Raw genomic sequence first — 25,505 nt, forward strand, 5'->3', positions numbered from 1 at the left:
GAGCACTTACCGATCAACGCCACCAGCCCACTCCACGGAACGACCTGTTCCATCTCGGCCAGGAAACGCTCGCGACGGGTTTGCTTGCGCTTGCCGGCGTACTCGAAATCGGAAAAGCTCATCTGACTGATGGGATGGCGGACTTGTAGAAGGCAGTTGGACGGAGGGCTATTTCAGCACAGGTCCGATGGCCTGTGCTGACTTGATCGGAGAATCCCTAAATATCCTTGAGCCGCTGCTGATAAACCCAATCTACAATTTCGGCCTCGGGTGTGTAACCGCTTACCAGCTCTCTAAGTAACTGACGAACACGTGTAAAATCCTCATCCTCGACAGCCTTCAGCAGCGAGGACAAACGGTCCGCCAACTTTTCCCAAGGCAAAAAATCTTCATTAGCCGACATGATCATTGGGTGTTGCGTTGGTAGTACATTATCACCAATCAGCAACTCTTCATATAGTTTTTCACCAGGGCGCAACCCAGTAAACTCAATAGTAATATCACCATGGGGATTACTTTCAGACCTTACACTCAGGCCCGATAGATGAATCATTTTTTCCGCCAATGCAGCGATCTTTACAGGCTCGCCCATATCTAACACAAATACATCACCGCCCTGCCCCATGGAGCCAGCCTGAATGACAAGCTGCGCGGCCTCAGGAATGGTCATGAAATATCGAGTTATCTTTGGGTGAGTCACGGTCAGCGGCCCACCTGCTTTGATCTGCTTATGAAACAGTGGAATGACTGAACCTGAAGAGCCAAGCACGTTTCCGAAACGAACCATAGTGAAGCGGGTTTTGTTGACTCGAGCAATATTACTAGAGTCACCAAAAAGCACTGGTGCAACTTCTTTGCTTAAAGCCTGCAGAACCAACTCAGCCAAGCGTTTGGTACTACCCATCACGTTGGTTGGACGAACCGCCTTGTCAGTTGAAATCAATACAAAGTTAGCGACATTCGCCTGCAGTGCTGCCTGGGCTGTATTCAATGTACCAATGACATTATTCAGGACGCCTTCAGCAATATTGTGCTCCACCATGGGCACATGTTTGTAGGCCGCAGCATGATAGACGGTATTCACGCCCCACATCGTCATAATATTAATCAGATGACTTTGATTGCGAACGGAGCCCAGGAAGGGTACCAGCATGACTGCCAGCGATTCACGCTTGATACGCTGCTCCAACTCACCGTGAATCTTGTAAAGATTGAATTCGCTATGCTCAAACAGCAGGAGAGCCTTTGGTTCGAGCGCCAGTATTTGCCGGCAAAGCTCAGCCCCAATCGAACCACCAGCCCCCGTCACCAGAACGACCTGACCAGTAACACAACGCGCGAGCAGATCGCGCTGAGCAGGAACCGCATCGCGCCCCAGCAAGTCAGCGATATCCACTTCTTGAATATCATCGACCTTTACACGGCCACTCGCCAAATCCATGAACCCAGGAACGCTGCGTACATGCAACGGGAAGTGCTCAAGAAGCCCTAATATTTCGCGACGACGCCCCCGACTTGCGGAAGGGATCGCCAAAAGGATTTCTTCAGCTCCCGTAATGTCGATCATTTTCTGGATATCCCGACCGCGGAACACCTGAAGCCCGGAAATAACTCGATCCGCTACGCTTTCGTCATCGTCGATAAACGCAACCGGGCGCATCGCCCGCCCGATACGCAATGCCGCAACCAACTGGTTCCCTGCTGCCCCAGCGCCATAAATCGCCACTTTCGGCAAACCGTTATCACGATTGGTGAAGGGTACATGCTGCCTAGCGGCGAACCAGTCCCCAAGAAAGTACTGACGCATCGTCAGGCGTAGCCCCCCAATTAACACCAGGCTCAACCACCAATAATTGAACACGATGGAACGGGGAACTATCGCTGTATGATTACTGTGCCAATAAACGACCAATGACAGTATCAGTGACGACAATGACACGGCCTTGGCGATGGCTATCAGTGCATCATTGCCGAAATAACGCATAACCGCACGATACATACCAAATCGAATAAAAATAGGTATGGCTATGAGCGGGGCTGCCAGAAACAACCAGTAATGAGTTCGCAACGGATCATAGATTTCGTCTATACCGAGACGGACCAAAAACGCGAGCCACAGTGCGAGCCAGACCAGGAATACGTCTGTCACAACTTGGAGCGCGCGCTTGTAGCGCCGGGGTAGCAAAAGCATCCCCGTACGCAGCCTATCCGTCATCCGCTTACTCTCCTTACTCCGAACCAAACCAGATCCCTTCCTATTCCATTTCACACTGCACCCTGCCTGGTCGATGCCACCTAAAAGAAAAGGCAAGCCCAGGCAGGAAACACTCAATTATACGCTGATCTCCCCCTAGTATTTCACCTAGCGGCGCTATGCATGACCTTGCTCAACACGTCGCATGTTTTTGCAATCTCAGCGTCAGTCAACGTTGGGTGAACCAGGAACATCAGGCTTGTCTCACCAAGCTGTCGTGCCATTGGCAAGCACTCCTCAGGACGCCAAGAAGTACCATCGAAGGCTTTTTCAAGATAAACCTCCGAACAAGAGCCCGAAAAACAAGGAACGCCAGCTGCATTGATTTCGCTGAGAATCCGGTCCCGATTCCACCCTTCCGCAAGCAGTTCTGGTTGTACGAAGACATAGCATTTATACGAAGCATGTACGATGTCATGGGGGATTTCTGGAACACGTAGTCCCGGCAATACCTTCGCGCAACCCCAGATACGGCGAGCGTTGGCCAACCGCGACTCATGCCATTGAGGCATTCGCCTCAGCTGAATTCGGCCGATGCTTCCTTGCACCTCCAGCATTCGCCAATTGGTACCGAAGCTTTCGTGCAACCAACGGAAACCAGGCGGATGTTGACGCTCGTATACCGCCTCCCAGCTCTTGCCGTGATCCTTGTAAGACCACATGGCCGACCACAGTGTTTTATCGTTGGTAGTGACCATACCGCCCTCTCCCCCCGTAGTCATGATCTTGTCCTGACAGAAGGACCAGGCACCCACATGACCGATGGAGCCGACCGAGCGGCCTTTGTACAGCGCGCCATGGGCCTGGGCGCAATCTTCGATGACCTTGAGGTCATACTCAGCAGCCAACGCCATGATAGGGTCCATGTCGCACGGCCAACCGGCCAAGTGCACGCAGACCAGCGCCCGGGTGCGTTCGCTCAGCACCGCGCGAATGGTTTCAGCGTTAATGTTCTGGGAGTCGCCATCGACATCGGCGAACACCGGCACAGCCCCCGCATTTACTATCGAGGAAACCGAGGCCAGGAAGGTACGAGAGGTGACGATAACCTCATCGCCGGCTCCAATGCCCAGTGCCTTGAGTGCTAAGTCGAGCGCAACCGTGCCATTGGCCACAGCGACGGCATGCTCGCACTGCGCCCATTTGGCGAATTCCCGCTCGAACTCCCGGCATTCCTGGCCGGTCCAGTAGTTGACCTTGTTGGAAAGAATCACTTCACGAACAGCATCGGCTTCCTCTTCAGTAAAGGACGGCCAAGGAGCAAAAGCGGTATTCAGCATAGCAATAAGTCCATTATTCGGTCAGCGGCGGCAATGTGCTCAGCCCGCGCTGGCCAAGGAACGTGCAGGAACGCCCACGGCAGTCATCCCGTCGGCTACAGGTTTGACCACTACGGCACCAGCGCCAATCACCACGCTTGATCCAATTTGAATCATCTGGCGGATGCAGGCGCCGATGCCGACCCAACTGAGGTCACCAACGGTCACGCCACCGGCCAGGTGCGCACCAGGGCTCAAGTGAACGAAATCGCCAAGCAGATTATCATGATCGACGCTACACCCTGTATTCAGAATGGCCCCCAGACCGATACACGAATCGATGTTGACCACTACGCCTGCCATCACCACGCTTCCCACACCGATCACACTGTGGCGGCTGATGACTGCCTGGGGATGAACCAGTGAAACAATTGGCGCCCCGGCCGCGGTAAGCTGCTGCTGCTTGTCATGACGCACCTTGTTGTTGCCGATACCAACGATCACACCGTCGACACTCGGTAGCTGCTCAAGCAATGCAGCGCTGTTACCGACAACAGGCCAATGCCCGTTCAATTGTCGAGCCGGCCAGGCATCGTCGTAGAATACGACTTCCCGCCAACCGCACAGCTCAGCGATATCGGCGAGCACCTTGCCATGCCCACTGGCACCGAGGATGGCCAAACGGTTCATTGGTGATTACCAGTGAACTTGCTCATCGTCGCTTCACCAGCACCGCTGATACCATCTTTCTTCACGACCTTCTTCACCGTGAGGAATAGAATCTTCAGGTCCAACCAGAAGCTGCGGTTTTCCACATACCAAACGTCGAGCTTGAATTTGTCTTCCCAGCTCAACGCATTCCGGCCATTGATTTGCGCCCACCCGGTCACACCAGGACGCACTTCGTGGCGACGATACTGTTCAGGCGAATACAGTGGCAGGTATTCCATTAGTAACGGACGTGGTCCCACCAGGCTCATCTCGCCCTTTAGCACGTTCCACAGTTCTGGCAGTTCATCCAGACTGGACGCTCGCAGAAAACTGCCGAAAGGAGTCATACGCTGGGCGTCCGGCAATACGTTGCCGTGACCATCCACAGCATCGCGCATGGTGCGGAACTTGACCATCTCAAATGGTTCGCCATCACGCCCCGGACGCTGCTGACGGAACAGTACCGGCGCGCCCAGCTTCTTACGCACCTGCCAGGCCACCAGCGCAATGACCGGCGACAGCAAAAGCAAGGCGGCCCCAGCGGCGACTAGGTCGAAAAGACGCTTCAACATTTCTTCACACCCTCCAACCACTGGACAAACTGACCAGCCAACAGCTTTCGATCAAAACTGCGTGCCGCCAGGTGACGCCCTCGTTCGCCTTTAGCCTTGAGTTCAGCCCGATCAGAAGCAGCCTGTTCCAACGCATCGGCAAAGGCATCAGGGTTCTCCGGAGCTACGGCAAAACCGCAGTCCTCACTGACGATCATCTCGGCAAGCCAACCAGGGTAATTGTTGAGCACCGGTAAACCCGAGGCAATGTAATCAAAAAACTTGTTCGGCGAGGTGCCAAAATAGAAGGCCGGTACGTTGGCCAGCACCTGCAACCCCAGGTCGGCGGAAGCCATGAGCCCGGCCAGTCGCTCCTTGTTCACCGGGTCATGGAAGATGACGTTGTCCAACCCCTCGGCCTGGGCACGACTTACTAGTGCAGGCTTGAGCTTACCCTGACCAATCAGTACCAGGCGGATATCATCGCGTCCCCGGGCTTTCAACCGCGCAGCGGCATCGAGCACCGCATCGAGTTTGTTGGCGATGCCATGGGTGCCGGCGAAAACCGCCATGAGCTGACTGTTGTCCACTCCCTCCGGACGCCACGACTTGGCCGTAGCATCAAAAATATCCAGATCGCAGCCGTTGGGGATCATCGCAACCTTTGACGGTGCGACTCCACGAGAAACAATACCTTCGACGATGCCGGGCGACAGGCCGATAAGCCGGTGAGCGGAGCGATAGCTAACCCACTCCAGTACCGACATGCCCCAAAGCACCGCAGGGTTGGTGATCACGCCCATCGCCTTGGGCAGCTCAGGCCAAAGATCACGAACTTCGAAGACAAAAGGCTTATTGCGCAGCCAACGCGCGCAAACCCCTGGGATACCTGCCGTAAGCGGTGTAGTCGTAGCGAAGACCAAGTCATATTTTGAGGTCAGCGCCACGCCTATGCTTCGTAGCGCAAACTTGATGAAGCTCATCGCTCGCTTGAGGAAACCATCGCTGTTGGCGTAGGCCAGGTCGAACTCGATGACATCAATCCCCTCAACCTTACCTTCACGCTTTCCGGATAGGAAAGGCCCGGTCAGCCCGGTGTTGCCGCCGCCATAACTACCGCAGACCATGGTCACTTGGTGGCCTTGGCCGATCAGGCGCCGCGCCATTTCGTACGAGCGAATACCCGTGGCGCCTTTCGGGGTCGAAAAATGTTGATGGAAATAGAGAACTCTCATAGTTACCAGTGATACTCCGTAATCAATACCCCAGCTGTCGCCACTTCGACTTCAAGCACTGGTAAACGCGTTTTCTCAAGGTAATAGCGGGACTCCCAGCCCTCCACCAGCTCGCAACGTACGATAGCGACGTTGGCCACAACCGATAGCCTCTGCATGCCATTGCTCACCCCGTTGCCATCCATCACCCAGTCACCAGGTCGCAACCGCCAACGCAGGATCGCCTTGCCGGTGAAACCAGAAATATCATCGCGTACCTGTAGGGAATTAGGGCCAAGGACGACATGACGATTATGCGTGGCGCCCTTTCCATCCCGATAACCCGCAGCGCAGGTAACGCCCCCGTCGCCATGAGCCAGCGCTTCAAGATTGCAAGTGCGTAGCCAATCACCGAACAAGAAGCGACTGAGCCGTGGCATCTGGTCCCGGTCATCGAACTGGACAGTGTTGTGGCTGGCTGTGCCTGGGAAATAATTCAACCATTCAGCTTCGACGTTGTAGCTGAAGCTGCCGGCGTCGCACAACAGGTTGCGCCCATCGTGCCATAGGTCCAGGTGCAGAGCATCGGCCTGCCCCGGGCGGAAACGGAAGCGTGGATAGCGCAGCACCGCTTTAGAGCCACCCTCACGCAACAAGACATACCCGCCCTGGTCAAACTGTTGGCTGCCTGGAAGTTCGGCAACCGCCACCGGAGCCGATAAGCCCAACCATTGCACCGGCAAATCCCAGGCACCCACCTCACGGTAGGCACGCTGAGAGACGAACAACGCCATGGCCAGCTGCACCGAAGGACGGAAATCTCGGTAGCCTGTATCAGTCAGAGGAAGCAGGCGAGCGCCATCATTTGCCCCAATGTTGGGAGCGTCACCCGTCGACTCGTCGACAAAAGCGTATAACCAACTCGCCGCTGCGCGTGCCTTGGCCTGGAAGCGCGCAGAAAGCGCCGGCAAATCGAACTTGCGTCGCCAGACCTCGACCATCGAGAACGTATCCAGCATCACCCGGTGATAATTGACCGAATACTGACTGAAACTTCCATCACGCTCGATCAGCCGACAAGCCCGGTTCTCAAGCCACCGTTGTCCGGCCCGATAATAGCGCTCCCCCTCGGAGAGGCCGTTTTTCATCAACCAGCTACCACCAATGTAGAGCGCGGCGGCCTCTGACGTGCCGTGGTTGTTATCCTGGGCCATCGCGTAACTGATGGTCGGCTCGATACGCTTGAGGTGCAACTCCACCAGCGCCAGCAAACCCGGCAAAGGTTTACGATGCTGATCGAGTATGACCGCGCTCATGGCCAGATGTAGCAGGCGGATGGAAGCCTCCTGGCCGCACTTCCAATTCGGGCCATGGTAAGGCGTATTTTGCTGGCACCAGTGCGTCAACCATTGGTTCAAACGGGCTATCGACGTGTCGCCACCATTACAAGCGCGCTGCGCAAAAGCCAAGACCCAATCGAAACGGGAAGCCTCCCAGATGCACTTTATGTCACCTACAGCCACATCGAAGTCCGGGATCCGCCACCACTCCCTCTCCGGGTCAGGTACACGCACGCCCGTCAATGGATTCAGATGCCAATCCGGCGGCGCCTCTCCCACCGCAACGGGCCACAAGCCGAAATAACGAACCTCGCTGGCCCATTGCCCGGAGTCCGGTAAGTTTTGCATCTGGCGCGAAGGCTGGGTAAAAAACGGACCCGAAGGGCTCTGCGCGGTCAGCCGCCGTACAGGGTTGAGCCCGGTCTTAACGCCCAGACGGTAGCCCAACGCCCGGTACAAGTTGCCCGGGCCTAGTGCCAGCGCAGTCCTGGCCTTCACGAAAAACAGGCTCATTGCGCACGCAACAACTGCGCAACTTCGATACTGACGCGAGCCACCTCGAAGATCTCATCCTTTGGAATAGGTGCCGCCTTGCCCTGGTCTATAGCTGCCAGGAACGCAGCAGCGCATTCGGACTGGCCCTTGTTCTGCTTCCAGAGGTTAAGCTTCTTGAAGCCTGGCCAACCATAGCCCTTCAGCTTGCGGAAGTTGTCCAGTTGCAACAGACGCCCGGCCGCGAACACTTCGACCCGCTCCTTGGGGAAGCTCGCGGCGCCGTTTGCCAGATAGTGGATGGTACCAAACGAGCCATCTTCGAAGCCCAGAATGATCGATGCCTTGTCTTCGGATACAGCCACTGCTGGCGAATCACCCATTCTACGAGCCTGGATGGAAACAATAGGGCTGCCCACAAGGAAACGCATCAGGTCGATGAAGTGACAGGCCTCGCCGATGATCCGCCCCCCGCCGACCGCAATATCCTGGGTCCAGTGATCGCTTGGGATGGCGCCTGCGTTCATGGTCATGATCAACGCTTTAGGCTCCTTCACAGGAGCAAGCAAACTCTTCATCTTCTGCACTTGCGGGGCAAAGCGGCGGTTGAAACCAACCATCAGCTGTGGGCCTTTCCCCCCTTGATGGGCACTGTCATAAGCGGCTCTGACCTCCTCCAGTTCTGGTAGCGTGATGGCCAGAGGTTTTTCTACGAAAACATGTTTGCCCGCCTGCAAGGCCTGCGAAACAAACCGCGCATGGCTATCATGGCGAGTCACCACAGCAACTGTGTTGATAGCGGGATCTTGCAGCATGGCCTGCAGGTCGGTGGAGGCCTGAACGAATCCTGCTTTTTCACCATGGACGACACTATTGATGCCACCGGAAGTGACAATCGTATGGAACTGCGCACCAGCTGCCTTGAACGCCGGGATCAAAACCCGCGAAGCATAATTACCTGCACCAATGAAGCCCACCACAGGCTTCTGTGGGTTCAAGGCTGCCAGAGCTGATAGAGGAACCTGACGGATCCCCCGCTCTGCAACAGCGGATGTGTATTGCAACAGCATGCCAAGGCCAGATTTGTCTTCGGTCAACGCGGCATAGGCAGCCGCAGCATCCTCGAATGCAAAACGATGAGTGACCAGCGCTTTGACGTTCAACTGCCCACTCGCCAACATGTCGAGCACGGCTTCAAAGTTTCTCTGCTGGGTCCAGCGTACAAACCCGAGTGGATAGTCCTGCCCTTTTTCTTCGTAGTTTGGATCATAACGACCAGGCCCGTAGGAACAGGACACTTGGAAACTCAGTTCCTTCTCGTAGAAATCGGCACGGTTGAGTTCAAGGCCGGTAACCCCCACCAGTACGATACGCCCACGCTTACGGCACATCCGGGCTGCTTGCGTCACAGGGTCGGAGGATTTTGTCGAAGCGGTGATGATAACGCCATCGACCCCTTGGCCACGGCTGAAGGCCATTCCGGCCGCGATCGGGTCTTCACCCTTGCCCGGGTTACATACCTCTGCGCCATATTGGCGAGCGATTTCGAGTTTACTGTCATCGAAATCGATGGCAAGCACACGGCAACCCTGGGCACGCAGCAACTGGACGGTCAGCAAGCCGATCAGGCCGACGCCTGTCACCACGAAGGCTTCGCCCAAGCTCGGTTGAGCGAGGCGAATGCCTTGAAGGCCAATACTGGCGACAACCACAAACGCAGCGGATTCATCATCCACTGCATCCGGAATACGTGCGCAAAGGTTCTTCGGCACCTTGACCACATCCGCATGCGGGCCATTGGACACAACCCGGTCGCCGGCCTTCAATCCCTCGACGCCTGCGCCGACTTCAGCGACCACCCCCACGTTGCAGTAACCCAGTGGAAGAGGTTGCGACAGCTTGGACTGCACCGCCTCGATAGTCGTCATAAGGCCATCGGTTTTGACCTTCTCCAGAACCATACGAACTTTTTCGGGCTGCTGGCGTGCCTTTTCAAGGTAGGAGGCTTTGCCGAAACCGACCAGCATTCGCTCCGTACCCGCCGAAATCAGCGACACGCTGCTGTTGATGATCACATGTTCCCGGGAAACCTGCGGTGCAGGCGCTAGCGTGACGCTGGTGCCGCCTTTGGCCATATCTTGAAGAATCTGCTTCATAGCAACCTCAAATGCAAAATCGGTTTTAATTCAAACGATAGACTTCGCCAAAACTTTTGGCGCTTCAACAATGACTAGGCCTTACCCGCGAAGAAGTTCGAGATAAGATACTCGTACGACTTCTTATGTTCTCCGCAGATGAACTTGAAATTAGCTTGCGATGTCGACGCATGCTCTTTATCGAATACACGCACACATGGAGCATGCTCGATCTCCAATTGATACATTCGCAATTGCTCAGCCACGAAGACTTCTTCACCAAACAAAAATCTTGGGTAATCGACACTCGCTCCCTGCTGAAAGTAATTTTTCGTGAAGATCATGAAAGACCCGTGGGCACCATACATTTTCTGGGGAGCCGGGGCAGAAGACTGCGGGGTCTGCGCCAGTGTCGACTGCCGTTTTTGCGAACGTGAGCGGGCTCTTTCACGCATGCGTGACAAGCCGGAGTACCATTTGAAAAGTACCGGACTCGAACAGACCACTCGCATGAATTCAAATTTTTTGGATGATGGCCGGTGCATGATTTTGGGGTTTAAATCACGCCCATCTTTATCAGAATAAATACCCGGCGCAATCAAACCCGACCGCGGGGCTAGCACAAGCCCCCCCAGTTTGGTGAAAAAGTCACTAGCCACGACCAAGTCAACATTGCACACCATGACATAATCGAAGTAAGTCGTGGGCGCGACTAAGCTAGCCAGCGCACGAGAGAAAGCCGGGAAGTAGCCCACATTGTCATTCTTCAGATAACGGTAGGTAAACGCATATTGCCGCTCGGCCATCGCTGAAGGTAAACCTACCGTCGAATTGTCTGCCAACACGACATCCAACTCAAGATCCGGGCACGCCAAAAACGCCTTTTCTACCGACTCAAGGAAGCGCAAAGCGTCTTCATGGGCATTGTAGCAAACCGGTACGATACAAATTTTCATCTTCTTCTCGCTAGCGAATCTTGAGTTTCATCAAGCAGGACAACATAAACCATTGAATTAAGAATACGAATGGTAGCGTTAGCCAAGTCAAGGAACTTACGATGTAGGTTTGATACATGAACGCAACAAAGAAAATAAAGAAAACGACGGCGAGTGCACTCTCGCGCTTACACAGCAAGCGCCAATAGCCCAGATTGCACACAAGACCAAGAATGAATCCAAAAAAAATACTCCCCACCAAGCCGAAATCGTTAATCAAACCACGAAAAATCGTATAAAGGTTACCTTTGACATAGTCACCATAGGCATAATATTCATCATATATACCCATTGGCAACTCCCTGTCATCGCCAGCCAACTGAAAGAACGACATGAACGTATAGAAACCTCCCGTGAGGTAGTCCTGCCTATAATTCATCAGGGACTCCCCCAAAAACCGTTCGGAAAACCAATCCGAAAATGCCGGCAAGTGTACCGACGAGTAGGTAACCAAGTAAAAACGAAGCTTGTTTAAGACCATTTCAAGATCATCGAGCTGATAAACCCCTCGCGACAGGAAGGACGCGATGACCACTGGCAACACCAACAGTGCATACATAAACAAGACACGGAAACTTTTCAAATCAATAAGGGTATAATTTTTATTGTAAATACGGGTAACCAGAATGCCACCCAAAAACAAAAATATGGAAAAGAAAAACAAACCTTTCGCACTCTGCATTGCCATAACCAGCAAAGCCGGTACAAATGAGAAAATCAACACCAGTTTCCTCGACCGCCCTTTCGAACGAGACCCGTATATGAGCCCCCCTAGAATCGCTGTACAGTAGCTAGCCTGAAGCCCTAGCTGAGCGAAGACACTCGAAACAATCTCTCCAGAGTAACGTTTCCCTGCGTACACTCCACCAGCCGATATCGGGTTTTCGATCACCTGATCAATAGAGATACCCTGCTGGAGCACCCCTATGAAAATCATGACCACTGAAAACATCGCCAGGAGGTAAAACACCAGCGAATAAAGCCCGCCATCAAAATAGAATTCAGCATCAAGCTTACGATCATTCAAAGCGAAAGCTTTCGACCAAGGAAATATTAAACCTGACAATGAAAATACCAAGCAAAATATCAATATGTAAATCATGGCCAACGGATTAACGGGTGCTTCAAAAGCCACCAATAGTGGGAGGGCGGTATAAAGAAACCAAAAAAGAAACACAATTGAAGCCGGATTGAGCCATACCCCCACTCCCTTGCGTGAACACCATGCGCCAAACAGGAAAAGAGACGCTATGAACAGGTTTACCGCTTTGAAAAACCAGAACTCATCCACGATCAATTTTCCCTTTATACTTCCTGAGAAATGCGATTAACAGGAACAGTTCCGCCAAAACGAACGCAGAGGCAGCACCAAATGCGTTGAAAAAATGCGACAACACAAGCGACAGTACAAAGATGCACCCACCAACAACGAACACAGCTTTCGCAAAATAAGACTGGGCACTGAGCAAGTTCAGGCCCACTGCCCCGAACATTGCATTAGCGACACCAAACATGACCGCCGGAGCCATCAAAGCAATCAGCGCGACTGTTTCCCCGCCCAGCCCGGGTAGAAGACCAGACTCATGACCGGCCCATATAGCACTCACTGCAAGAGGCAATATAACTAGCATCATCAAGACTTGCGCGCGCGTACTCCGCCATATCAATGACCGTGCCACTTCCGGTTTTTTTTCATTTTCATCGAGCAATGACCAAGCCTTGATCGCCTTAGGAGCAAAGACCTGGTTCAATGGGCGTGCCAGCGCCTGAATACTTTTAATTATTTTCTCTGCAAGCGCATAAGCAGCCACCGCAGCTGAATTTGAAAGACCTGAAAGAATCAGGACATTCGCCCCACGAAAGAGCGTCACCGAAATATTACCAAAAAATAAATGACGCCCATCCATGATATTTAATACAATCTCGCGCCAGCCAATAACGCGTAGCAACCCAACTCCAAAATGGTGCATTACGATCAAAAACGCTACAACACCGGATATCAAAAAACTCCCAGCTAGAATCACGCTCGCAGCAACCAGGCCGGCGGCGTCGTGCACCAGCAAATATATAGCACCTACCGCCCCGAACCTCGAGACGGTAATACAGGCAGCCAATGCGAGATTACGCTCGATCGCTTGGAAATAAAAATTGCTCTGCAATATCATCCCTAAGACGAAAATCAACCAGATCGCTAAAATCTCCGCCATCGCTCCAAACACTAAAGCACTAACACCGAGTAACACGAAAGCCGAGACCAGGAACAGGACCAGTCGCGCGCCAAGTATATTGAAGAAACATGCTGCCTCATGCTCTAGGCTTCCATGTTTCCTTGACTCGATTATCGCCTGCACACCGCTGGTATCAAAACTGTAGAGACATATCGTCAGCACATAGAAAGCCACAGCCTCGGCAACGACAAGGTCGGCAAACGCATCTTTCCCCAAAACCACCAGCAAATATGGGAAAACAAGCAATGGAAACAATGCATTCGCCCCTTGAATCGCTACAAGAGACAAGGCATTCACTGCATCGGATTTATATCTCATCAGCACGCTTTCACTTTAACCATTACCCATTTAACTTAATGCACAAATCTTTGTGCGCAATTTGTCAAAAGGCATAGCCTCAGCGTCTTTCGCAGAGATAATTAGCTCACCGAGCAGTTCGATGGGCCAATCAATAGCGAGCGCGGGGTCATTCCATAGAAATGAAGCTTCAGCTTCCTTATTGTAATAATCAGTGGTCTTGTACAAAAAGTGCGTATCGTCCTCTAAGGCTACGAATCCGTGGGCGAAACCCTCAGGAACCCAGAGCATTTTCTTATTTTTCGCGTTTAACTCCACCCCCACCCATTGCCCATACGTGCTTGAGTCCGGCCGAATGTCAACGGCAACGTCGAACGCTGCGCCTTTTACCACTCGGACCAACTTTCCTTGCGCGTGAGGCGCGGCCTGAAAATGCAGCCCTCTCAATACACCACGGCTTGAAGTAGAATGGTTGTCCTGCACAAACGGCCGAGGCGTTTCCAGCCCGAGTTTGGCAAGCGCAGAGTGGAACGCGCGGTCGTTATAACTTTCGAAGAAGCAGCCCCGCTCGTCTTCGAAAACTCTTGGCTCGACCAATACGACTTCCGGAATCGCGGTTTGGGTAACTTTCATTACTGCCCCTCCCCGATCAACGAAGCCAGATATTGGCCGTAATCCGTTTTTTTCAGGCGTGCAGCTTGCTCCGCCAATTCGGACTCGCCGATCCACCCTTGATTGAAAGCGATCTCCTCCAGGCAGGCCACTTTCAGGCCTTGGCGCTGTTCGATGGTATGAACGAATTGACCTGCTTCAAGCAAAGAGGCATGGGTGCCTGTATCCAGCCATGCGAAACCACGCCCAAGCATCTCGACGCTCAAGCTGCGATCCTCAAGGTAAAAACGATTGATATCCGTGATTTCCAGCTCACCCCTGGCAGATGGCTTGATGGACTTTGCAACCTCAACTACACGATTATCGTAGAAGTACAAACCTGTTACCGCGTAATTCGATTTAGGCGCGCTCGGCTTTTCCTCGATGCTGATGGCTTGGCCAGCCGTATTAAACTCAACGACGCCAAAGCGTTCCGGGTCAGAGACATGGTACCCAAAAACAGTGGCGCCATGCTTACGCGATCCGGCTTGCTTCAGGTGCTCCGAAAAGTGCTGACCATAGAAAATGTTATCGCCCAGAATCAGACAGCAGTCATCATCACCAATAAACTCCTGGCCGATAATAAATGCCTGCGCGAGCCCATCCGGGGATGGCTGCTCCTCATAACTCAAAGAAATACCAAATTGATGCCCATCACCCAAGAGATTGCGAAAGCTAGGGAGATCCGTGGGGGTGGATATGATAAGAACCTCACGTATCCCTGCCAGCATCAACACCGACAACGGATAATAAATCATGGGCTTATCGTAGATAGGCAACAATTGCTTCGACACACCCAAAGTAATCGGATGCAGCCGGGTACCCGAGCCACCAGCGAGAATGATACCTTTACGACTCATGTTATTAATCCTTTATCTCGGTCAGCATGCGATCAACTCCCTCCTGCCACTCAGGCAGCCTTATCTTGAGCGCCGCCTGCAGACGACTTGTATCCAAACGTGAATTGAGTGGCCGCTGGGCAGGTGTTGGATAAGCACGGCTAGGAATTTCCTCTACCGTCTCGACCTGTAGTTGTATACCAAGGGCACGCGCAGTCTTGATAACGTGGCTGGCATACCCATGCCAGCTCACCTCCCCACCCGCCGCGAGATGATAAATTCCACCATCGATGGAACCGGCCGCTGCGGCCTTGAGTGCATGAGCGGTGACATCGGCTATCAGCTCTGCGCCTGTGGGTGCACCTACTTGGTCGCTCACTACCTGAAGCTTCTGTCTTTCCGCCGCCAAGCGTAACATCACCTTAGCAAAGTTATTCCCACGCGTGCCGTACACCCAACTGGTACGGAAAATAAGGTGACTGCAGCCGCTAAGCTGGATGGCACGCTCGCCCTCCAGCTTGCTACGACCATAAACGTTCAGCGGTGAGACCGTGTCTTGCTCTACCCACGGCGCTTGCCCCTCGCCTGAAAACACGTAATCAGTAGAGTAATGGATCAGCCAGCAACCGCTTTTCGCAGCGTAATTGGCCAAGACGCCTACAGCTTCCGCATTGATACGAAATGCTTGCGCCTGGTCGGTTTCTGCTTTATCCACTGCGGTATAGGCAGCAGCGTTAACGATAAAATCCGGCTTGACCTCTTCTAGCGTCCGCTGTAACCCTGGCAAATTAGCAAGATCACCTACAAAGGCCCCCTGCCCTTCCCTACCAAGCGCAACGACTTGACCCAGGCACTGCAATGAGCGTTTCAACTCCCAGCCGACCTGACCGTCTTTACCCAACAATAAGATTTTCATGCTTGCGAACCGTCGCCGTATTGCTTATCGAGCCAAGACTGATAAGCACCGCTCTTGATGTGCTCCACCCAAGAAGGGTTGTCCAGGTACCATTGGACGGTTTTGCGTATACCTGACTCGAATGTTTCTTCGGGTTTCCAGCCGAGCTCACGCTCGATTTTCGAGGCATCGATTGCATAACGCTGATCATGACCAGGTCGGTCCTTTACATGCGATATCAACTCCTCATAGGCCTTCCCCTCAAGGCCTGACGCACGCATCGCCGCATAAGCGGCTGTATTAATGCCAGTCAAAGGTCTCAACTCATCAAGAATAGAGCAAAGCGTCTTGACAACGTCGATATTCTTCTTTTCGTTATGACCGCCGATATTGTAGGTCTCGCCTACCTGGCCACAGGTCAGTACTTTATAGAGTGCACGGGCGTGGTCTTCCACATACAACCAGTCACGAATCTGATCACCTTTACCGTAAACAGGCAACGGCTTACCCTGAAGGGCATTGAGAATGATCAGCGGGATAAGCTTCTCTGGGAAGTGATAGGGACCATAGTTGTTGGAACAGTTGGTAATCAGCGTGGGCAGGCCGTATGTGCGCTTCCACGCACGCACCAAGTGATCGGAACTCGCCTTACTTGCTGAGTAAGGCGAACTCGGCGCGTACGGCGTCGCCTCGGTAAACAACGAAGAAGTATCATGCAAATCACCATATACCTCATCGGTGGAGATATGATGGAAACGGAATGCAGACTTCTTTGTTTTATCTAATTGATTCCAATACTCACGCGCAACCTCCAACAGGTTGTACGTGCCAACTATATTGGTCTCAATGAATGCAGCAGGACCTTCGATAGAACGATCGACGTGTGACTCTGCGGCCAGATGCATTAGGGCATCGGGCCGAAACTCCTCAACGACCTCTGCCAACGCTGCCCGGTTACAGATATCGACGCGCCGAAAGCAGTACCGCTCGTTACTGCTGACGCTGGCCAAAGATTCCAGATTACCGGCGTAGGTCAGCTTGTCTACGTTACACACGCTATGTTCAGTGTGATCGATGATATGCCGAATCACCGCAGAACCGATAAAACCTGCACCGCCAGTCACGAGGATTTTCATGCCGACCACACCCCACGCGTATCGACCACTTTGAGCGTATCAACACGATCGCGCTTGATATTCTTGAATTGTTTATGGTCTACCAGAAGAATCAGTATATCGGCTTGCTGTAATGCGTCCTCGATATCGACCAGTTCGAGCCCGGCAGCCAAACTTGATGGTAACGCGGTAATGTTGGGCTCCACTGCCAAGACCTTACCAGGATGTGCCCGCTGGATATGCTGAACAATCGAAACCGCAGGGCTCTCTCGGAGGTCATCGATATCAGGCTTAAATGCCAGTCCCAAGCAAGCAATCGTAACGTCTTTAGCGGTTTTATCAGCGTTGGCCTGCAGGTACTCGGCAACCGCCAATTTTGCCTTATCAAGCACCCAGAACGGTTTGCTATCGTTGACTTCGCGCGCAGTACGGATTAACCGGGCCTGCTCAGGCGTCTTGCTTACGATGAACCACGGATCGACAGCGATGCAATGACCACCGACACCAGGGCCAGGCTGCAGAATATTGACCCTAGGATGGCGATTTGCAAGACGAATCAACTCCCAAACGTTGATCCCCAGTTCGTCGCAAATCATCGACAGCTCATTCGCAAATGCAATATTGGTATCGCGGAAACTGTTTTCGGTCAGTTTGCACATTTCAGCGGTGCGAGCATTCGTGATGACACATTCGCCTTCGACGAAAATCTGGTACAGTGCCGCCGCTGCCTCAGAGCATTTTGGCGTCATACCGCCAATGACCCGATCATTCTGAACCAACTCTCGCAGAACATGGCCGGGCAACACGCGCTCAGGACAATGCGCAATGCGGATGTCAGACGCCTCACCATGGGTCTGCGGGAACGTAAGGTCCGGGCGGGCCTCGGCCAACCATGCCGACATTTGCTCGGTAGCACCAACGGGCGAGGTGGACTCAAGAATGACCAAGTCACCCGATTTGAGTACAGGTGCGATCCCCCGACATGCCGACTCAATATAATCTAGGTCAGGCTGGTGATGAGCCTTGAAAGGCGTGGGCACAGCAATCAGAAAAGCATCCGCCACCTCGGGTTCGGCGGTGGCTCGCAGGTAACCTTCGGTTACTGCTGCATGAACCACCATGTCCAGATCCGGTTCTACAATATGTATTTTACCTTGATTAATCGTTTCAACAGCTTTCGGGTTCACATCGACACCGATAACTCGCTTTTTCCGCGAAGCGAATACCGCTGCGGTCGGCAGCCCTATGTAACCGAGCCCGATTACCGAAATAGTTTCGAATGCCATGTTAATCCTTATAAATCAGACACTTTTAATAGTCCGCAACATCGCCTCGACGGTGGCACGAAGCGACGCTACCAATTACATATTGAGCAGTGCTTCAATTATACGCTGACTGGCAGCGCCATCCCCGTAAGGGTTATGGGCGTAGCTCATCGCTTGGTAAGCCTGCTCGTCATCGAGTAACTGGCAGAGCGCACCTACAATCTCTTCCGCTTGGGTACCAACTAACCGTACAGTGCCTGCTTCCACGGCCTCCGGCCGCTCAGTAGTGTCGCGCATCACCAGCACGGGCTTACCGAGCGAGGGCGCTTCTTCCTGGATGCCCCCAGAGTCCGTGAGGATGATGTAGGAGCGACTCATCAAATGCACAAACGGCAAGTAGTCGAGCGGCTCGATCAAATGCACATTGGCGATACCGCTCAATAATCGGTTAACAGGCTCGCGCACATTGGGGTTGAGGTGGACCGGGTATACTATCTCGACATCAGGGTAGCGTTTGGCAACCTGAGAAAGCGCTTGGCAAATACGCTCGAAACCATCGCCGAAACTTTCTCGCCGGTGCCCCGTGACCAGTACCATTCTGCGCTCGGCATTGAGGAAAGCCGTTGGCGCCGATGCGGTTTCTCGCAGCTTCTCATCTGTTTGCAGTCGATCGACCACATCCAAAAGCGCATCAATCACTGTATTCCCTGTGACGATGATGTCAGAAGCGCTTACACCCTCCCGCAGCAAGTTGGCACTTGAGGTTTCTGTGGGAGCGAAATGCAGCCTTGCGAGCGCCCCTGTCAGCTTGCGGTTAGCCTCCTCAGGCCAAGGCGAGTAAAGGTTGCCAGTACGTAACCCCGCCTCCACGTGCGCAACGGGAATTTGCTGGTAATAAGCAGCCAGAGTAGCAGCGAAGGTAGTCGCCGTATCACCATGAACCAGAACGACATCGGGACGAAATTGCCTGAACACCCCCTTCAGGCCTTGCAATATCGCAACAGTGACATCGGTCAGGTCTTGACCTGCCTTCATGATGTTGAGATCGAAATCCGGCTCGATACCGAAAAGCCCCAGTACCTGGTCAAGCATTTCCCGGTGCTGACCAGTTACGCACACCTTGGCTTCAAATCGGGAGTCGGCCGTAAGCGCCAGCGCCAGTGGCGCCATCTTGATCGCTTCGGGACGGGTACCAAACACACATAATGTTCTCACGACTACAAACTCCAAGCATGATACACGCCAGCATTAACGCGTTTGGCACAGGGGCCGGGTCTACACCGAGGGTAAATCAGTGAGCCCGATGCCTTTCCCAGCCTCCTGTCGCCCGAACAGTCAAACAGGTTTAGAAAAAACCATCTTGACCTGCATACTCAAAAGCCAAAGACCTATCGCCATGCCATGGTATAACTCAAATTTCATGGCAACATCCATGACTTCGGACACAACATACCACACTACTCAACAATTAACGCCGGAGTCTCCTGCCGACCAATGCCAACTGCAATTTTGGCTCTCTCTGCATGGCGCTTCCGAGCTTTGACCAGCCCCTTCAAGAGCGCGACAAAGACTCCCAATATCAAGCCCGCGAAAAGCGAAAGGCCGATGATAAGAGTTTTGCGGGGTTTCAGTGGGCTCGATGGAGTCGCGGCATATTGATCCACGCTCACCAAACGCAGCTGGCTTAGATCTGTATTGATATTATTCAATCGCGCCCGCTCAGCCCGCAAACCCTCAATGCCTTCAAGAAAAAGCATTTCATTTTCACGCGCCAAGAGCATTTCCACTTCACGATTGGAGGCGAGCATCAACAGTTCTTTACGAATTTTCGCAACGCGTGGCTCGGTAAAGTCATCAGACGACCGCTTGCGCAGCACATCGCGCTCCGCCTCTAGCACATCGTAGCCCATGAAATAGAGCGGCACCTGCTGGGTATTGACTTCAGTTCGCACAATATTGGAGCCACCCGCTGCCTCTTCAGACATCGAGGAAGGAGTAGCGGGTTTCCTCAGACCCAAATTTCGTGCGATGGAAATCGATTCGTTGAGACTAGCCAAGCGGGCTTCTCGCCGGAGCTTCAACTCTACCCGAAGCGCCTTGAGCTCATCCTGCAGACGCGCACGCTTGATCGAGTCTTTCTCGTTAAGCTTGGCTATGCGACTTTCTTTATTGGCATCGTATTTTGCTACTGCCGCTTGAATCTTTAATTCAATCTCCCGAAGTCTATTCGAAATAATACCCTTCAAGTCTTCGGCGAGCTGCACTCGCTCCCGCTCAACCGCGAACGAAACGAAGTTATTAAGAACGGAAGCCCCATCGAGACCTTTTTCATACCTCAGATTCAAGCCAATGAAAGCCGAAAGAAGATCCGCCTTTTTTGGATCTGGCTGAACGAGCTTGAAAGAGTCATTAAATCTAGCAAACGCCTGCTCTGCAGTCTCACCAACTTCCGCGTAAGCATCGACTAACTTTGACTGGGAGCGGAAATAACTAAGCCGATTATCGTAAGAGTCCAACGCTGCACCAACACGAACGAGTGCCGCACCTGGAGGCAGTGTATAGACCCCTGAGCGATTCAAGGCATCCAGATCATTCAATGCAGCAGGACGCAAAACAGTTCTGACCTCATATTCTGGCTTGGCCAAAAAAGCGTATGCGGCACCTAGTGAGGCGACAACCAAGGCTATGGCCACTACCATTGCTCGACGACGCCATAGCTCCTTGGATACACGGAAAAGATCGAATTCGTCCTGAATTGCTGGGTAGGTACCATGCGAAAAATTGGTCACGTCACAAGCCTGTCTGCTAGAGGTAGATCAGCCGGGACAGGAATGACTTTCGCTCTGAACTGGCTACCTCAACCATTTACCCATCAGTGCTATCCCTGTCGTACGGTGGGCAGCCATTCTCGCATTTTCCCCACCCCAGCAAAAGGCCCTTCCTGCACAATGGCATTCAGACAAGCAAGCCCAGCGCTCAGCGCTGATGGATCCGTAACCAATAACCCCGCGCCACCCCAACGAACACCCCTAGAACAAGGGCAAACAGGACCGTCAAAACCAGAACGAAAAGCTTTTTCGGCCTGATCGGTGTCTCCGGCTGATCTACGACTCCATCCTGCTGGTAGACAGAGATCACATCGGCGCCAACCTGCAGAGTACGGTACTGCTCCATTTGCTGCTGCATTCGCCTCAAGCCACTGATGAAAGGATCATCGGAGGTTCGAGCCTCAAGGTTCGCGATCTCAGCTTCCAGGGCGTCACTTCCGCGCATATAGCTCAAACTTCCCGCCATGCCGGCAGACACTTCAGCAGATAACGTGCCCGAAATCAGAGGTGGCTTCTTCAGCCCAATCGCTTTTGCCACAACCAACGCCTCTCTCAGCCTGACGATTGTGTCCTCACGCTCTTCTCGAGCAGTAGCTCTCGCCCTCGCAATCTGCCGCTTGATATTATCGGCCTTGACCAGCATATCGCTCTGATTGTTGTTGAGCACCTCTCGCTTAGCGCGAGCTGCTGCCAACTCCACATACCGAGCCGCCCATTGCACTGCTTGTTCAGGATTACCGACATCAACCTTGATCACGAAGCGGTTAGGCGAGTCCTTTGCGGCGACTGCCACGCTAACATCGCGCGCATAGTCGCCGTACAACAGGTCCCAGGAATTATTACGCCTGTCTTCAGGAAGGCTCGGCAAGTACACAGTACGAAAAAACTGACTGCGAACCGCTTCGGACTGTAGGCTCCTCAAGAAGATCTCGTAAACATCCTTGACATGCCAGACACCAAGGCCAGTCTCCCCTCCTCTGCCATCGTTCAGTTTCGCAATATCCGTCTGCGCAGGTGGCTGCACATAGAGCTTCGCCTCATAGACTGGCTTGGCCATCAAAACATACGCCAAGCCTGCAACCATGACGGAAATCGCCACGGCAGCCATCCAAACCTTCTGCCCCCATGCCCCTTGAATCAACTCAAAAAGACTAACCTCATCACCACCCAGGCCTTCATATCTGTTTTGCATTGCCTCGATCTTCCTCCAACCCAACTGGCGACCTATGCACTCTGAAACCCCATCAAGGGGGCCAGGGCTTCCCCAAGCTCACCGAAGCGCTACAGGCCTTTGCAAACCTGCTCAACCCCAAGCATAGGTATTAATCGGTTGTAGAGACACCTCGACCTGTTTAGTTCCTATTGAACCGACCAGTGGCCAAAATGATGCACTAAGGTGCCTCAACCTTGGCATAATGACCTACAGATTCAAATTCGGATACCAAAGCGCTCATAAGAATATGCTTTGTCCGATCCTCACCATGCACCAGCACCACCCGCCGCGCCTTGCAGCTCATGGCAAACCTCACCAGTTGCGCCTGATCCGCATGCCCCGAGTAGCCGCCCAAGGTCATCACCTTCGCCCGGATCTCATACATCTGCCCATCCAGATCAATCCGCACAAACCCTTCCGCCCCTTCACTCGCCTGTATCACCGCGCCCGGGGTCCCCTTGGCCTGGTAACCGACAAACATCACCTCGTGCCGCGGATCCCCCAGCATGGCCTTGAGATAATTGACGATGCGCCCACCCGAGCACATGCCATTGCCGGCAATGACAATTGCCGGCCGCCCGGTGCTCTTCAGGTAATTGACCACCTGCTGGTGGCGGGCGTGGGAGTCCACACTTATAAGCTGGCTGAAACCGAGCGGGTCGCGCCCTTCGGCAAGGCGCGCCCGTGCTTCGGCATTCCAGTAGTCGTGCAGCTCCCGGTATACACCGGTAATGCGCTGGGCCAGGGGCGAATCGAGGATGATGGGCAGTTGCGACCAGTCGAGCGGGTCGCCATCGGGGGCCGGGCCGGCTTTGTTCAGCAAGGCCTTGCGGTGAAGAATGCCTTCGAGCTCGTACAGTAATTCCTGGGTGCGACCGAGGCTGAAGGCCGGAATCAGCAGTGTGCCCTGGTCGGCCAGTGCGCGGTCGATAGCTGCTTCCAGCCGCTGCTGACGGTCGCCCGCAGGCGGGTGCAGGCGGTCGCCATAGGTGCTTTCAAGTACCAGTACATCGGCCCGTTCCGGGGGCTGCACGGGGCGTAGCAAGGGGTTGCCACAAGCGCCCAGGTCACCGGAGAACACGTAGCGGAGGCCGGCTTGTGCGCGCACCACATCGCATTCGACATAGGCCGAACCCAGCAGATGCCCGGCCCGCTGCAGGCGAATGCGGCAATTGAGACCGGGGTGCTCGACCAGGGTATGCCACTGCTCGAAAGGCAAGGGCACGATCAGGTCGCGGATGAACTCCAGATACCTCGCCACATGGGCGGGTTCGCTGCTGACAGTCAACTTGTAGGCATCTTCCAGCACCAATGGCAGTAGCCGGGCAGACGGCTCGCTGCACAGGATAGGGCCACGATAGCCGGCAGCCAGCAGTGCCGGGATGCGGCCGACGTGGTCGAGATGCACATGAGTGATAACCAGCGCCTGAATGCCCTGCACGTCGAAGCCGAGCGGCGCCGATGCTGCACCCGGCGCGGCATCGATGCCCTGCTCCAGGCCGCAGTCGATCAGCAGGCTGGTGGACGGATCGAGGTGCAGTTGATGGCAGGAGCCGGTGACGCCGCGAGTGCCACCGTGATGGGAAAGGACGGGATATTCCATGCTGCGCACACTCGCCTGGGCCGAAAATGAAGTGCGTTATTACTCCATGACGGCCATTGCAGGCATAGGTGAGACTTTCCCAAGTGGGCGTAGGAAATTACCTTAGTTACCGCTCAGTGCCGCCTCACGGGCTGAAGCCCTGATCTTGCGCTTGCTGCGCTGCACGCCGTAGGCACCCAGCAATGGCCCGACTGCCAAGCCGATGACCAAGGCAGCCAGCACCAGCACGGCTACTGGCACCTCTGGCGCGACCCAGCCAAACAGGACCAGCGACACGGCTTGCTGGTTCTCCAGCACGAAGAACAGCACCACAGCCGCCAACAGCAGCACGAACACCGCCACCAGGGCGCGCTTGAGGTTACGCATCAGATTGCTCCTTGATTGATCAGGCTTCGGCCTCGTCTTCTTCATTGACGCGGTCGCGCAGTTCCTTGCCGGGTTTGAAGTGCGGCACGAACTTGCCTTCGAGGCTGACCGACTGGCCGGTCTTGGGGTTACGGCCTACGCGTGGAGCGCGATAGTGCAGCGAGAAGCTGCCAAAACCGCGGATCTCGATGCGATCGCCGGTAGCCAGGCATTGTGACATCTGTTCAAGCATGGTCTTGATGGCCAGCTCCACGTCCTTGGACGAGAGCAGCCCCTGATGGGTGACAATACGTTCGATCAGCTCCGACTTCGTCATATTTTTCCCTTCGTTATCAAGCAGCTAGATCATTGCTTAACCAGTTTGTAGCACGCTGGGAGGGATTTGAACAGGGTGGTTCTTGACTTAATAAAAAAATTCAAGATTGAAGTTTTACAGGAATGGTCTAGCTGGCGGGGGTTGGCATGATTGGTGGCGGGGCGGCAACCACGGAGAGCCCGAGGGGATGGCGGTAGGGGGCTTGGCCTGTATGGCGGTAGAGGGGCGTTACCTGGGAGATCGAGCGCCGCCTGTATGGCGGTAGAGGGGCGTCGCCTGGGAGATCGAGCGCCGCCTGTATGGCGGTAGAGGGGCGTCGCCTGGGAGATCGAGCGCCGCCCGCGCGGCGCATCGCGAGCTGCGCTCGCTCCTACGTTTGTTTCGGGCCAATCATTCCTGTGAGATTTGTGCGCGAACGCCTTGGCGCATGGCTCGATATCGCGTCGTGCAAACAAGGCGGTCGCGCGCGCCTGTCACAGGCGTTACTGGCCAGAAACAAACGTAGGAGCGAGCGCAGCTCGCGATGCGCCGCGCGGGCGGCGCTCGGTATCTGCAACACCATAAAACCCACGGCAAACACCCCCGGTCATTGCGCAATGTCATGCCAGGCGGCGTGGCCTTGAGGGGATGGCGGTAGATGGGCGTCGCCTGGGAGACCGAGCGCCGCCCGCGCGGCGCATCGCGAGCTGCGCTCGCTCCTACGTTTGTTTCGGGCCAATCATTCCTGTGGGATTTGTGCGCGAACGCCTTGGCGCATGGCTCGATATCGCGTGGCACAAGCAGGCGGGCGTGGCCTTGAGGGTATGGCGGTAGATGGGCGTCGCCTGGGTGACCGAGCGCCGCCCGCGCGGCGCATCGCGAGCTGCGCTCGCTCCTACGTTTGTTTCGGGCCAGTTATTCCTGGGGGCGTTGCGCGCGAGCGTTTTGGCGCATGTCAT

The 25,505-nt window shown here is 54.2% G+C and carries 21 protein-coding genes and 1 pseudogene; all 22 read right to left on the minus strand.

What is annotated here, in order from left to right; translation table 11 throughout:
* Window positions 1-11: 11 nt before the first annotated feature.
* Window positions 12-131: pseudogene (locus tag AC3B5Q_RS19185) on the minus strand (IS5/IS1182 family transposase); the annotation flags it as partial.
* A gap of 86 nt (window positions 132-217) precedes the next feature.
* The gene (locus AC3B5Q_RS19190; RefSeq protein WP_330508397.1) at window positions 218-2,215 is read right to left on the minus strand and encodes a polysaccharide biosynthesis protein; all 1,998 of its coding nucleotides are present in this window, start codon (window positions 2,213-2,215) and stop codon (window positions 218-220) included.
* Window positions 2,216-2,358: 143 nt separating this feature from the next.
* A complete protein-coding gene (locus AC3B5Q_RS19195) occupies window positions 2,359-3,534 on the minus strand; it encodes a DegT/DnrJ/EryC1/StrS family aminotransferase (RefSeq protein WP_330508398.1) in 1,176 nt (391 codons plus the stop codon).
* Window positions 3,535-3,573: 39 nt separating this feature from the next.
* Window positions 3,574-4,203, minus strand: coding sequence for an acetyltransferase (locus AC3B5Q_RS19200; RefSeq protein WP_330508399.1), 630 nt, complete (start codon window positions 4,201-4,203; stop codon window positions 3,574-3,576).
* Complete coding sequence (locus AC3B5Q_RS19205; RefSeq protein ID WP_330508400.1) at window positions 4,200-4,796, minus strand: sugar transferase; 597 nt, start codon at window positions 4,794-4,796, stop codon at window positions 4,200-4,202. The genes AC3B5Q_RS19200 and AC3B5Q_RS19205 overlap by 4 nt, the downstream gene beginning before the upstream one ends.
* On the minus strand, window positions 4,790-6,010 hold the full coding sequence (locus tag AC3B5Q_RS19210) for a glycosyltransferase family 4 protein (RefSeq protein ID WP_488392712.1): 1,221 nt from the start codon (window positions 6,008-6,010) through the stop codon (window positions 4,790-4,792). The genes AC3B5Q_RS19205 and AC3B5Q_RS19210 overlap by 7 nt, the downstream gene beginning before the upstream one ends.
* Before the next feature lie 2 nt (window positions 6,011-6,012).
* Window positions 6,013-7,842, minus strand: a complete 1,830-nt coding sequence (locus AC3B5Q_RS19215) for a heparinase II/III family protein (protein WP_488392713.1) — start codon at window positions 7,840-7,842, stop codon at window positions 6,013-6,015.
* Window positions 7,839-9,977: a bi-domain-containing oxidoreductase gene (locus AC3B5Q_RS19220; RefSeq protein WP_330508403.1), complete on the minus strand. Its 2,139-nt coding sequence runs from the start codon at window positions 9,975-9,977 to the stop codon at window positions 7,839-7,841. The genes AC3B5Q_RS19215 and AC3B5Q_RS19220 overlap by 4 nt, the downstream gene beginning before the upstream one ends.
* 74 nt (window positions 9,978-10,051) lie before the next feature.
* Window positions 10,052-10,912, minus strand: a complete 861-nt coding sequence (locus tag AC3B5Q_RS19225; RefSeq protein ID WP_330508404.1) for a glycosyltransferase family 2 protein — start codon at window positions 10,910-10,912, stop codon at window positions 10,052-10,054.
* Window positions 10,913-10,922: 10 nt separating this feature from the next.
* A complete protein-coding gene (locus AC3B5Q_RS19230; protein WP_488392714.1) occupies window positions 10,923-12,242 on the minus strand; it encodes an O-antigen polymerase in 1,320 nt (439 codons plus the stop codon).
* Entirely contained in the window at window positions 12,235-13,497 is a 1,263-nt protein-coding gene (locus tag AC3B5Q_RS19235; protein WP_330508406.1) for an oligosaccharide flippase family protein, read from the minus strand. Before AC3B5Q_RS19235 ends, AC3B5Q_RS19230 begins: the two co-directional genes overlap by 8 nt.
* A 30-nt stretch (window positions 13,498-13,527) precedes the next feature.
* Entirely contained in the window at window positions 13,528-14,109 is a 582-nt protein-coding gene (rfbC, locus tag AC3B5Q_RS19240) for a dTDP-4-dehydrorhamnose 3,5-epimerase (RefSeq protein WP_330508407.1), read from the minus strand.
* Window positions 14,109-14,987 carry a glucose-1-phosphate thymidylyltransferase RfbA gene (gene rfbA / locus AC3B5Q_RS19245; protein WP_419230987.1) on the minus strand — a complete coding sequence of 293 codons (879 nt, stop codon included), beginning with the start codon at window positions 14,985-14,987 and terminating at the stop codon, window positions 14,109-14,111. Before rfbA ends, rfbC begins: the two co-directional genes overlap by 1 nt.
* A gap of 4 nt (window positions 14,988-14,991) precedes the next feature.
* The gene (gene rfbD, locus AC3B5Q_RS19250) at window positions 14,992-15,882 is read right to left on the minus strand and encodes a dTDP-4-dehydrorhamnose reductase (protein ID WP_330508408.1); all 891 of its coding nucleotides are present in this window, start codon (window positions 15,880-15,882) and stop codon (window positions 14,992-14,994) included.
* Complete coding sequence (rfbB, locus tag AC3B5Q_RS19255; protein ID WP_330508409.1) at window positions 15,879-16,997, minus strand: dTDP-glucose 4,6-dehydratase; 1,119 nt, start codon at window positions 16,995-16,997, stop codon at window positions 15,879-15,881. Before rfbB ends, rfbD begins: the two co-directional genes overlap by 4 nt.
* A complete protein-coding gene (gene wecC, locus AC3B5Q_RS19260; protein WP_330508411.1) occupies window positions 16,994-18,262 on the minus strand; it encodes a UDP-N-acetyl-D-mannosamine dehydrogenase in 1,269 nt (422 codons plus the stop codon). The genes rfbB and wecC overlap by 4 nt, the downstream gene beginning before the upstream one ends.
* 75 nt (window positions 18,263-18,337) lie before the next feature.
* Complete coding sequence (gene wecB / locus AC3B5Q_RS19265; protein ID WP_330509469.1) at window positions 18,338-19,456, minus strand: non-hydrolyzing UDP-N-acetylglucosamine 2-epimerase; 1,119 nt, start codon at window positions 19,454-19,456, stop codon at window positions 18,338-18,340.
* 242 nt (window positions 19,457-19,698) lie between these two features.
* Window positions 19,699-21,030: a Wzz/FepE/Etk N-terminal domain-containing protein gene (locus AC3B5Q_RS19270; RefSeq protein ID WP_330508412.1), complete on the minus strand. Its 1,332-nt coding sequence runs from the start codon at window positions 21,028-21,030 to the stop codon at window positions 19,699-19,701.
* A 187-nt stretch (window positions 21,031-21,217) separates the two neighbouring features.
* Window positions 21,218-22,261, minus strand: a complete 1,044-nt coding sequence (locus tag AC3B5Q_RS19275) for an LPS O-antigen chain length determinant protein WzzB (RefSeq protein WP_330508413.1) — start codon at window positions 22,259-22,261, stop codon at window positions 21,218-21,220.
* Between the two features lie 199 nt (window positions 22,262-22,460).
* Window positions 22,461-23,885: an MBL fold metallo-hydrolase RNA specificity domain-containing protein gene (locus AC3B5Q_RS19280; protein ID WP_330508414.1), complete on the minus strand. Its 1,425-nt coding sequence runs from the start codon at window positions 23,883-23,885 to the stop codon at window positions 22,461-22,463.
* A gap of 102 nt (window positions 23,886-23,987) precedes the next feature.
* On the minus strand, window positions 23,988-24,251 hold the full coding sequence (locus tag AC3B5Q_RS19285) for a lipopolysaccharide assembly protein LapA domain-containing protein (protein WP_028697046.1): 264 nt from the start codon (window positions 24,249-24,251) through the stop codon (window positions 23,988-23,990).
* Window positions 24,252-24,270: 19 nt separating this feature from the next.
* Complete coding sequence (gene ihfB, locus AC3B5Q_RS19290; RefSeq protein WP_003252675.1) at window positions 24,271-24,567, minus strand: integration host factor subunit beta; 297 nt, start codon at window positions 24,565-24,567, stop codon at window positions 24,271-24,273.
* Window positions 24,568-25,505 lie beyond the last annotated feature (938 nt).

The sequence above is a fragment of the Pseudomonas sp. D5(2026) genome (assembly GCF_057766845.1).

Excerpts from the sequence above, each read along its gene's own strand:
- AC3B5Q_RS19210 (WP_488392712.1), bottom strand. The coding sequence starts at position 6,010 with ATGAGAGTTCTCTATTTCCATCAACATTTTTCGACCCCGAAAGGCGCC.
- AC3B5Q_RS19280 (WP_330508414.1), bottom strand. The coding sequence starts at position 23,885 with ATGGAATATCCCGTCCTTTCCCATCACGGTGGCACTCGCGGCGTCACC.
- AC3B5Q_RS19190 (WP_330508397.1), bottom strand. The coding sequence starts at position 2,215 with ATGACGGATAGGCTGCGTACGGGGATGCTTTTGCTACCCCGGCGCTAC.
- AC3B5Q_RS19220 (WP_330508403.1), bottom strand. The coding sequence starts at position 9,977 with ATGAAGCAGATTCTTCAAGATATGGCCAAAGGCGGCACCAGCGTCACG.
- AC3B5Q_RS19275 (WP_330508413.1), bottom strand. The coding sequence starts at position 22,261 with ATGCAAAACAGATATGAAGGCCTGGGTGGTGATGAGGTTAGTCTTTTT.
- rfbD (WP_330508408.1), bottom strand. The coding sequence starts at position 15,882 with ATGAAAATCTTATTGTTGGGTAAAGACGGTCAGGTCGGCTGGGAGTTG.
- wecC (WP_330508411.1), bottom strand. The coding sequence starts at position 18,262 with ATGGCATTCGAAACTATTTCGGTAATCGGGCTCGGTTACATAGGGCTG.
- rfbB (WP_330508409.1), bottom strand. The coding sequence starts at position 16,997 with ATGAAAATCCTCGTGACTGGCGGTGCAGGTTTTATCGGTTCTGCGGTG.
- AC3B5Q_RS19200 (WP_330508399.1), bottom strand. The coding sequence starts at position 4,203 with ATGAACCGTTTGGCCATCCTCGGTGCCAGTGGGCATGGCAAGGTGCTC.
- AC3B5Q_RS19205 (WP_330508400.1), bottom strand. The coding sequence starts at position 4,796 with ATGTTGAAGCGTCTTTTCGACCTAGTCGCCGCTGGGGCCGCCTTGCTT.
- ihfB (WP_003252675.1), bottom strand. The coding sequence starts at position 24,567 with ATGACGAAGTCGGAGCTGATCGAACGTATTGTCACCCATCAGGGGCTG.
- AC3B5Q_RS19235 (WP_330508406.1), bottom strand. The coding sequence starts at position 13,497 with ATGAGATATAAATCCGATGCAGTGAATGCCTTGTCTCTTGTAGCGATT.
- AC3B5Q_RS19215 (WP_488392713.1), bottom strand. The coding sequence starts at position 7,842 with ATGAGCCTGTTTTTCGTGAAGGCCAGGACTGCGCTGGCACTAGGCCCG.
- rfbC (WP_330508407.1), bottom strand. The coding sequence starts at position 14,109 with ATGAAAGTTACCCAAACCGCGATTCCGGAAGTCGTATTGGTCGAGCCA.
- AC3B5Q_RS19195 (WP_330508398.1), bottom strand. The coding sequence starts at position 3,534 with ATGCTGAATACCGCTTTTGCTCCTTGGCCGTCCTTTACTGAAGAGGAA.
- AC3B5Q_RS19285 (WP_028697046.1), bottom strand. The coding sequence starts at position 24,251 with ATGCGTAACCTCAAGCGCGCCCTGGTGGCGGTGTTCGTGCTGCTGTTG.
- rfbA (WP_419230987.1), bottom strand. The coding sequence starts at position 14,987 with ATGAGTCGTAAAGGTATCATTCTCGCTGGTGGCTCGGGTACCCGGCTG.
- AC3B5Q_RS19225 (WP_330508404.1), bottom strand. The coding sequence starts at position 10,912 with ATGAAAATTTGTATCGTACCGGTTTGCTACAATGCCCATGAAGACGCT.